This window comes from Pseudomonas sp. P1_F1_2, assembly GCF_056405815.1.
Window position 1 is genome coordinate 1 of the sequence record NZ_JBFUBK010000159.1, and the last position, 9,765, is coordinate 9,765.

Genomic DNA, 9,765 nt, shown 5'->3' on the forward strand with positions numbered 1-9,765 from the left:
GTCGTGCCGCGCATTCCCGGTGGCGAAATCACGGCGGACAAATTGATCGCGATTGGGGTGGTGGCGAAAAAATATGACCTCTACACCAAAATCACCGGCGGCCAGCGGATCGACCTGTTCGGTGCTCAATTGCATCAGTTGCCGGATATCTGGGGCGAGCTGATCGAGGCCGGATTCGAGACCGGGCATGCCTATGGCAAATCGACCCGGACGGTGAAGTCCTGTGTCGGCAGTACCTGGTGCCGCTATGGCGTGCAAGACAGCGTAAAAATGGCCCTGATGATCGAAGACCGCTACAAGGGCCTGCGCTCGCCGCACAAGCTCAAATTCGCGGTATCCGGTTGCACCCGCGAGTGCGCCGAGGCCCAGAGCAAAGACGTGGGCGTGATCGCCACTGAAAAAGGCTGGAACCTCTATATCGCCGGCAACGGCGGTATGCGCCCACGGCATGCCGAGCTGTTCGCCACCGACCTCGACGATGCGACCCTGATCCGCTACATCGACCGCTTCCTGATGTTCTACATCCGCACCGCCGACAAACTGCAGCGAACCTCGGTGTGGCGCGAAAGCCTGGAGGGCGGCCTCGATTACCTCAAGGACGTGATCATCAACGACAGCCTCGGGCTTGGCGCCGAGCTCGAATCGCAGATGCAACTGGTGGTCGATCGCTACGAATGCGAGTGGGCCAATGCGCTCAAGGACCCGGAAAAAATCAAACGATTCCGTACCTTCGTCAACGATAAACGCCCCGACCCGGATATTCATTTTATCCAGGAGCGTGGTCAGCGGCGCCCGATCATGGCCGCCGAACTCAACCTTATCCCGGTTACCGAGGAGATTGCATGATGAGCGCACCCACTACCCAACGCATTGATTCCCTGGCCAGCGCCGATGTCTGGCAAACGGTGTGCGAGCACCAGGACCTGGTGAGCAATTCTGGCGTCGTCGTATGGCTCGACGGCGCGCAAGTGGCGCTGTTCTACCTGCCGACGGCACACGGCAAGACCCTGTATGCCATCGACAACCATGATCCGCAGTCCGGGGCGAACGTCATCGGCCGTGGATTGATCGGCAGCATCAAGGGCGATCTGGTCGTTGCTTCACCGATCTACAAGCAGCATTTCCGTCTGGAGGACGGCAGTTGCCTGGAGTACCCGCAACAGCGTCTGCGTGTCTGGCCCGTGCGGTTGAACGGCGACGTGGTCGAAGTCGGCGTGGCCTGAGGGATATCAACCTGTTTGCGCAACAGTATCGGAGGCATTGATGAAAACAGCCGCACAGCTACTGAAACTGAAAGTCGTACAAAACCAGCACGTGCATAGCATTGCACCTGATCAGATGGTGCTGGACGCGTTGAAGCTGATGTCCGAGAAAAACGTCGGCGCGCTGCCCGTCATCGAAGACGGGCAGGTGGTTGGCGTGATCAGCGAGCGCGACTATGCTCGCAAGGTGGTTTTGCAGGGCCGTTCCTCAGTCGGTACACCTGTGCGCGACATCATGAGCGCCCCGGTCGTGACCGCCGACAGCCAACAGAGTGTGGAGCGTTGCATGACGGTCATGACCGACAGTCATCTGCGCCATCTGCCGGTAGTGGAGGGCGGCGAGTTGATCGGTTTGTTGTCGATCGGTGATCTGGTCAAAGAAGCCATTGTCGAGCAAGCGGAATTGATTCGGCAGTTGGAACACTACATTCGCGGGCACTAAACAGACCAGGCGAGGCAGAACAGCAGGGCGCAGCCTCGTCGAAACAGTCAGAGTGCCAGATAAAATTTTTTTGAAATCAAGGGGTTGCCAGTCCTTGGAAATCAGTACATAATTCACGCCATCGAAAGCACTGACCGCTGAAAAAGCTCAATGTTTTCAAGGAGTTAGATCTAGAATCAAATTCCAAGTTTGTACGCGTTTGGTGTTGTGCTACATGACATCAGATGCTTGAGGCCGAGTAGCAAAATGGTTATGCAGTGGATTGCAAATCCACCTACGCCGGTTCGATTCCGACCTCGGCCTCCACTTTAAACAAGCTCCGTAGATCGATGATTTACGGAGCTTTTTTATTTGCGCTGTCCCGCAAGATTTAGTCTTGAAATGGGCATTTGCGAACTTGCTTCACGGGGGTGGGATGTATATATTTCCACCTCTGCTGCACAAGCGTCAGAACTGCCAGGTCGTTACTTGCCAGCTTTCAGATTGCTTGACCGCGCTACCGCCCGAATGGCGAAACTGGTAGACGCATGGGACTTAAAATCCCCCGCTCGTAAGGGCGTGCCGGTTCGATTCCGGCTTCGGGCACCATCTTGCATTCCACTGAGCGCTTTTAAATTCTCTGGAAGCCTTGAAAAACCTGCCTTCTGGCGGGTTTTTTCGTTTTAGCATTCCGTCGGATTCTTGTCCATTCTTCTCTAATCCAGTCATTTAGAGGGTAGAGTTAGGGGTAGTCTTTGGTTCGATTAAGGATAGTACCCTTATGTCGCGCACAACTGCTCCGCTTACCGACGCTGCTTGCCGTTTAGCCAAGCCAACAGACCGTCCCTACAAGCTTTTCGACGGTGACGGTCTCTATCTCCTAATCCAACCCAATGGCCGTAAAGGCTGGCGTCTAAGGTACGTAAAGCCTGACGGCCGGGAGGGGTTGACCTCCCTCGGCAGCTATCCTGTGATTGGCCTTGCCGATGCGCGCCAGAAGCGTTTAGATGCGAAGCGGATGCTCGCAGACGGCATTGATCCCGTTGAGAACAAACGTAAAGCCAAAACGGAAGATGCTGTCAGCGGCCGTACCTTTGAAAGCGTTGCATTGGACTGGCACAAGAACATGTCGGCCAGATGGACACCCGACCATTCCAAGAATGTATTGAACCGTCTGAATAACTATGTTTTCCCGTTTATCGGTGCCCGCGCGATTGCTGATCTCGATACTTATGATCTGATGCAACCTTTGGAAGTGATCAGAAAACGAGGAACGATTGACGTCGCCTTAAGGGTACAAAGATACCTGCAAAGTATTATGCGTGAGGCAAAACGCCTTCGTCTTATTCCGATAAACCCTGCGTACGATCTTCAGGGCTTGATCAAAGCGCCGCGAGTCTCCCATCGTCCTGCATTGCCACTATCACGCCTGCCTGAATTGCTGGCACGAATCAATGCCTACAAGGGCCGAGAGCTGACCCGGCTAACGCTCATTCTGTCGCTGCACGTGTTTGTTCGCTCGAGTGAATTACGTTTCGCTCGCTGGTGTGAGTTCGACCTCAAGCGTGGCGTATGGGAGATCCCGGATACTCGGCCGGAGCTAGAGGACGTACGCCATTCAACGCGGGGGACGAAAATGGCGGGCGATGTTCATCTTGTGCCTTTATCGCCGCAAGTTGTGGCCGTGCTTGAACAGATCCACACCCTCACTGGCACATTCGACCTGGTATTTGCCGGTGATGCTAGGGCCTGGAAGCCGATGTCAGAAAACACCGTGAACAAAGCGTTGCGCACCATGGGGTACGACACGAAGACAGATATTTGTGGTCACGGATTCCGCTCAATGGCCTGTAGCGCACTAGTCGAGTCAGGTCTGTGGTCTGAGACGGCCATCGAAAGGCAAATGAGTCATAGAGAGCGCAATAGCGTTAGAGCCGCCTACATTCACAAGGCAGAGTTCATTGAAGAGCGCAGGCTGATCATGAACTGGTGGAGTCGGTACCTTGAGGCCAATCTTCAGGAGCATGTCACCCCTCACGAGTTTGCGAATCAGGCCGGCGAGAATGTTAATCGGTTAAAAGTAAAACGTGGCGCAATGAAGTAAGCGTACAGGTAGTGCTTCGTTGGGGTAGCGACTAAAAGATCGTTCGCCAATTGATGTCCTCACTCCGGATAGTTTCGACGTGACCACGCGGTTCGTGTGTGCCCTGGGCGCAAGCTGAGGTGTTAACTTCGAGCGGTGGCAAAGGATGTTACCGTTACAGTTGAGTGCTTCTGATGGGCGTTTGTTGTTCTTCGAGTTGCCACTGGAGGGCTGGACTTCACATGCCACCTGAGGCATCGGGAGAAACTCGAAAAATGACGGTCAGCATCTGATTTCTACGGGCTAATGATCACGATATGCTGCCCTTGAGTCGGATTTTTTATTGCGCAGGAGAGCACCATTTGGCAATATCTCGCCCCCACACTCTCTTGTCAGCTCTCCATCCCTCTCATTTGGGGGCTGCGTCTCGGAGAGGGTGGGTAACCCGGCCTTCGTGTCGGGTTTTTTATTTACAAGCCAACCACAGCCGGTAGAAAAATTTAAATATTTCTCTACCCTCTTAAATGGGGTACTAGGGGTCGAGTGTTCGAATCACTCCGTCCCGACCATATAATTCAAGGGGTTGCGAGATTTAATCTCGCGACCCTTTTTTATTTTACAGCGCTTTTCCCCCTACAAAACGAATGGCTCTCGCTGGAATCTTCTATCAGAACGGCTTGCTCCAGCTGTGAGTTCACGCTGTTTTTGGCCCTTTTTCGCGCTGCCTTTTGCGCCAATCCTATTTGATATTTATCTTCTTTCTCAGCTTTTTCGCATGTCAGGTAGTCTTGGAAAACGCCCTGTTTCCGGGCGATTAGGGCGTTTTTCCTCACCCGCTACGCGGCGCTAAACCCTGGAAACTCAGTTCCGATTCTTCGTTCTTAAAGATCATCATTTCAAATCAGCGAAACCGGCTGTACGTCACGCGGGCCGTGCCTTTGAAGACAAACGGAAGCAGCGAAAGCCGGACTTCCGATTGTGCGCGAGGGAAACGGAACAGAGCGCGGCGGGGCGGGGAGGGTGATTGGGCAATCGCCAGGTCTGTGGAAAGTCTCTAGTCGCCGGTCGAGCCCTTTGATTACAAAGCCCAGGGGCCGATTTGGAAGCAAACAATCGCGTCCGAGAGCCTACCTCATACCTCCAAATCGACGTTTTGGGCCCAAACCGCAGTGCCAAACAGACCGCAAATTCACCCGACTTCTTGCTGTTTTGGTGACAAACCATTTTGCAGGTAGTTGGCACCGATTGAGTGCCGCTGAACCCTCGAAATATCCGTTGGCCGCGGCTTCTAGCGGTCAGCTCGGAATCTCTTGTAAGGTCCTGGTCGGTGCCAGATCCGCTGCTAACTCACATCCTCGTGACTTTCAGTTTTCGACATATTCAGTGCGTTTTCACACAGCCTGTGCCGATTGCTGGCTGTCGTGGAGGCGGCAACCGACCCACAAGGGATGTCTCAACTTAAAAAAGGAGGAGACCGACTGTTTTCGATTTAGCAGGTTCAACGTCTACAACATCAAAGAGCTTCGGCGCCTTGATGTCTTGTGCACTGTAAATACGAACTCTCTGGCGCCATTCCCACATATGCGCGGTCTCCCCCCCATTACAAAACCATTGGGCTCAACTGTTGGGCCGCTTGTGACGGCTCTGCACTCAGGATTTGCGCATCGATTAGCCGCTATTTTTGCTAATGTTGTGATGACAGGCTGTTTCAAGCGATCCTCTGTGCTCATTACTTCCCCCAAATGAATGGTCGGCAGTGACCAAGCCTGAAGGTCCGTATATGGACTCCTCCTCATTGCAAGCCCCTTAGCTTTGGCCCCCGTGCTGACTGCACACGTATATTCGGCCTCTGACTTCGGCATCGATTCGATGCAGGGCCATGATGGGCTATTCGCGCGTCGGCTCCCAATCGCTTCTACGTGCTTTACGCACCTGGACATTTGAGGGTTTTGCCGACGCCGGTTCGACCGGTTTGCCATCGCTCGGGTTGCTTAGCAATCTGGGTAGACGGTTTGTTTACTCGTTGGACGTGACAGTTTGGTAGATCAAGCCGCAGCCCGATCCGGTTGGTAATCGGTCCCGTTGCGCAGCATCGCCCAAGTCATGCGTGCGGTTTTGTTGGCCAGCGCGATAGCGGCCACATTGGGATGTGATCGCTCGGCCAAGCGAACAGCCCATTGGCTGAGCCGATCGTCTTTGGAATTGGCTGTACGCAGGGCCGAGCGCGCACCGTGGATCATCAGTGTTCGCAGATAAGCATCACCACGTTTGCTGATGCCAAGTAGCCGATCTTTACCACCGGAGCTGTGTTGCTTCGGCGTCAGCCCCAGCGAGGCTGGCCAACTGTCGGCCATCACCGATGGCAGCAATAAGTGCGGTGGCGATCATCGGGCCAACTCCGCGCAGCTGCTGCAAACGGACGGCAGTCGGTTCTCCGGTGGTGGTCGTGCCTGAGTTCAACCGAGCTGAGAATCCGACTTTTTCAACAGAATCGGCCGATTACTGCCTCTGGTTAGCGGTCGCTTTGTGTCGATTCCGATCATTTTTGACCAGTTGAATCCACGGTCGAAAGCAGACATTAGCGATATTCATGGATAGTGCACCATGCGTTGGTTTCCGGGCTGCAGGCTAACTCTCCTTTTGGCTGTGAGGAGAAGCCGTATGCTCGATTTCGTTCGAGTCGCAGAGGGGCGCGGCCTTTAATCTGCGAAAGTCCTTGATGGATTCACCCAAGTCACCGCCGAGGTTCCGCAGACGCTTGCTGCCGAATAGCACCAGGGCGATCAGCAGAATTACTGCCCAGTGTTTCCAATCGAATATGCCCATTCGTGATTATCCTCTGTAGATCTACTGATTTTCTGCCCGTGGGCCTGCTGGTCGGCGTGGTAGGAGGAGCGCACCAGTGGTCCTGAGGCGACGTTCTTGAAGCCCATTTCGGCGCCTTTTTCGGCGAACCAGGCGAAGATGTCCGGATGGACGAAGCGCTGCACCGGCAAGTGGTCGCGCGAGGGCTGTAGGTACTGGCCGAGGGTCAGCATGTCGATCTTGTGCTCGCGCATGCGTTGCATGACTTCGATCACTTCGTCGTTGGTCTCGCCCAGGCCTAGCATCAGGCCAGACTTTGTCGGCACATGGGGCACGCGCTTTTTGAAATTCTCCAGGAGATCCAGCGACCACTCGAAGTCCGAGCCCGGACGCGCGGCCTTGTACAGGCGCGGTACGGTTTCCAGGTTGTGGTTGAACACATCCGGCGGCTCCTGCTCGGTGATGGCGAGCGCCACGTCCATGCGGCCGCGGTAGTCCGGCACCAGGGTTTCCAGTTGGATGCCCGGGGACAGCCTGCGGATCTCCCGCAGGCAATCGACGAAGTGCTGTGCACCTCCGTCGCGCAGATCGTCGCGGTCCACCGACGTGATCACCACGTACTTCAGGCGCAGGTCGGCGATGGCCACAGCGAGGTTTTTCGGCTCATCGACATCCAGGGGTTTTGGACGGCCGTGGCCGACGTCGCAGAAGGGGCAGCGACGGGTGCAGATGTCACCCATGATCATGAAGGTCGCGGTGCCGCCGGAGAAGCATTCGCCTAGGTTCGGGCATGAAGCTTCTTCGCAGACGCTGTGCAACTTGTGCTTGCGCAGCAGTTGCTTGATGCGATTGATCTCGGGGGAAACCGGGATGCGCACGCGGATCCAGTCCGGTTTCTTCGGCAGTTCTTCGGTCGGAATGATCTTCACCGGAATACGCGCGACTTTCTCGGCGCCGCGCAATTTCACACCGGTTTCAACCTTACCCGGTCCAGTGGCAATGTGTCGGGGCTCCACCATAGGTCTCCATCGATCAAGGGTATGTCCCCAAGCATCAGGCAAGAGCTGGGCCAACCCGTGCAAGGCCCATTGGCAGGGGCGAGAGAGGATGTGAAGTGGCTGTTGTAACGCCTTACAGCTGTAAAGGCCTTTACACCGTTGCTGACAACGGTGGGAGTGAAGACTATTCAAATCAATGGGTTAGTTTGTGGCATTGGGTGTGCAGTAGGGGATGTGTCAGCACGAAGCTGGCGTATCTCGTACAACAACAAGTGAGACCCTCATGACCCATAAGAACAACCTGAATGGCGCTCTGCCGGGGATGCGCGGCATGCAGCATATCGGCATCACGGTGCCGAACCTGTCTGAAGCTGTTGCCTTCTTCGTCGAGGTGCTTGGTTGCGAGCCGTACTTCACCTTTGGCGAGTTCCGTTTTGAAGACGACTGGATGGAGCGACACCTCAACGTGCATCCGCGTGCGTCAATTCGAGACTTCCAGATGGTCCGATGTGGCAACGGCACCAATCTGGAAATATTCGAGTACACGGCACCGGATCAGAATCGTCGGTTGCCACGTAACAGTGACATCGGTGGGCACCACTTGGCGTTCTATGTGGACGACATGGAGGCGGCGGTGGAGTACCTGAAGTCTCGTGGCGTACAGGTACTGGATACTCCATCGACCTTCACCGATGGCCCAGCCAAGGGCCTGACCTGGGTGTACTTCCTGGCGCCTTGGGGGCTGCAGCTGGAGCTGGTGAGTTTCCCGGAGGGGATGGGCTACGAGAAAAGAGTGACGCGCCTGCTTTGGGACCCGCGCACACCTGAGTACTGATTCGGCTTAAAAGCCCGGCCGGCCCAGCTCGGGCCGGTTACGGGCATTTGAAACCATTGGTTTAGCTGTCCAGGTCGTTGGGCGCAACGATGTTGTGAAGCTTCATCCAGCGATACAGGGTTGGGCGCGACATGCTGAGCTCGCGTGCCGCGGCGCTGACATTCCAGCGCTGCCTGCGCAAGCAGTCCTCGATTTCGCGTGCGTGGGAAGTCTGCTGTTCCCGTACGGGAACCGAACTCATGGCCTGTCTTGGAATTACGCTCGGCAGGCACTCTTCGGGCAGGTCGTTCACAGTGATTTCATCTGTCTCCGCAGTGGCCAGCGCGTACTGGAGCGCATTGCGCAGCTCGCGGATATTGCCTGGCCAGGCGTAGCCGAGGAGAGCACTCATGGCGTCACCCCGGATTCGTGAAGGACGTTGGCGCTGTTCACAGAGCTCTCTGAAAATGCGTTCTATCAGGTAGCTCTTGTCGGCCCGTTCGCGCAGCGCCGGCAGGCGAAGGATCGCGCCATTGAGGCGGTAGTAGAGGTCTTCGCGGAACTCGCCTCGTTCAATCAACTGCCGCAGATCGCGGTGACTAGCTGCGATGACGCGGATATTGACCTTGATTGGCTTCTCGCTGCCCAGTGGCATCACTTCCTGCTCGGCGAGCACGCGCAGTAGCCGCGTCTGCAGATGCAGCGGCATGTCACCGATTTCATCGAGGAAGAGTGTGCCGCCATCGGCCTGCTGGATCAGACCTCGCATACCCTTGCTGCGTGCTCCGGTGAAGCTGCCGGGCTGGTAGCCGAAGAGTTCGCTCTCGATCAATGACTCGGGCATTGCCGCGCAGTTGATGGCGACGAAGGGGGCCTTATGCCTGTTGCTGCTGTCGTGCAAAGCGCGGGCAAGGCGTTCTTTGCCGGTACCGGTTTCGCCGTTGAGCAAGACGTTCAGCGGTTCGCTGCACAGTCGCTTGGCACGAGCGAGCATCTTGCGCATGGCGGGGTCATCGTCGGAGAGCTCATCCAGCGGGCAGCGTTCCTGACTCGAGCGCTGAGCTTGAGGGGCAACGGGCGCTCGACAGGGCTCCATCAATGCGGCAAAGAACAGAGCGTTCTGACGGTGGGTACGGAAGGCGCGTACCTGGTCGGGGCTAGCGCGGGGGATGCTGAAGATGTCTTCAGGTTCGCAGTCGAACAGATCCTGAATACCGATCCGACGGGCCAATGCCGAAGGCCGCTCCGGCAACTGCAGGCCACATTCGGCGAGCAGTGCACGGGCCGCAGTATTGGCCGCCAGGAGACTGCCGTCCCCAGCAATCGCCAGCAGGTACTGGCGATTGATCAGGACAAACTCGCGGGAACGGTCGAAGCAGAGG

6 protein-coding genes, 2 tRNA genes and 3 pseudogenes are annotated in these 9,765 nt (G+C 56.1%); 7 read left to right on the forward strand and 4 right to left on the reverse strand.

What is annotated here, in order from left to right; all coding sequences use genetic code 11:
- From AC1D2P_RS29200 to AC1D2P_RS29225, 6 genes and pseudogenes are all read left to right on the forward strand, one after another.
- Positions 1–846 (forward strand): annotated as a pseudogene (locus AC1D2P_RS29200) (nitrite reductase (NAD(P)H)); the annotation flags it as partial.
- Positions 846–1,223: a nitrite reductase small subunit NirD gene (gene nirD, locus AC1D2P_RS29205; RefSeq protein ID WP_223524783.1), complete on the forward strand. Its 378-nt coding sequence runs from the start codon at positions 846–848 to the stop codon at positions 1,221–1,223. The pseudogene AC1D2P_RS29200 and the gene nirD, both read left to right, overlap by 1 nt.
- A 40-nt stretch (positions 1,224–1,263) precedes the next feature.
- Positions 1,264–1,704, forward strand: a complete 441-nt coding sequence (locus tag AC1D2P_RS29210) for a CBS domain-containing protein (protein ID WP_046027413.1) — start codon at positions 1,264–1,266, stop codon at positions 1,702–1,704.
- 232 nt (positions 1,705–1,936) lie between these two features.
- Positions 1,937–2,010: transfer RNA gene (locus AC1D2P_RS29215), tRNA-Cys, on the forward strand.
- A gap of 195 nt (positions 2,011–2,205) precedes the next feature.
- A tRNA-Leu gene (locus AC1D2P_RS29220) sits at positions 2,206–2,292 on the forward strand.
- A 172-nt stretch (positions 2,293–2,464) separates the two neighbouring features.
- The gene (locus AC1D2P_RS29225; protein WP_477757542.1) at positions 2,465–3,787 is read left to right on the forward strand and encodes a tyrosine-type recombinase/integrase; all 1,323 of its coding nucleotides are present in this window, start codon (positions 2,465–2,467) and stop codon (positions 3,785–3,787) included.
- 2,024 nt (positions 3,788–5,811) lie between these two features.
- Here the strand turns inward: AC1D2P_RS29225 and AC1D2P_RS29230 are convergent.
- The 3 genes and pseudogenes from AC1D2P_RS29230 to lipA form a co-directional block, all read right to left on the reverse strand.
- A pseudogene (locus tag AC1D2P_RS29230) lies at positions 5,812–6,199 on the reverse strand (transposase); the annotation flags it as partial.
- Between the two features lie 270 nt (positions 6,200–6,469).
- Positions 6,470–6,592 (reverse strand): annotated as a pseudogene (tatA, locus tag AC1D2P_RS29235) (twin-arginine translocase TatA/TatE family subunit); the annotation flags it as partial.
- Positions 6,559–7,587, reverse strand: coding sequence for a lipoyl synthase (gene lipA, locus AC1D2P_RS29240; RefSeq protein WP_477757543.1), 1,029 nt, complete (start codon positions 7,585–7,587; stop codon positions 6,559–6,561). The pseudogene tatA and the gene lipA, both read right to left, overlap by 34 nt.
- 265 nt (positions 7,588–7,852) lie before the next feature.
- On the opposite strand from lipA, the gene AC1D2P_RS29245 reads away from it, so the two are divergent.
- Entirely contained in the window at positions 7,853–8,404 is a 552-nt protein-coding gene (locus AC1D2P_RS29245; RefSeq protein WP_258668092.1) for a VOC family protein, read from the forward strand.
- 61 nt (positions 8,405–8,465) lie between these two features.
- Here AC1D2P_RS29245 and AC1D2P_RS29250 read toward each other — a convergent pair.
- A partial coding sequence (locus AC1D2P_RS29250; RefSeq protein WP_477811722.1) for a sigma-54-dependent Fis family transcriptional regulator occupies positions 8,466–9,765 on the reverse strand: 1,300 nt, incomplete at its 5' end.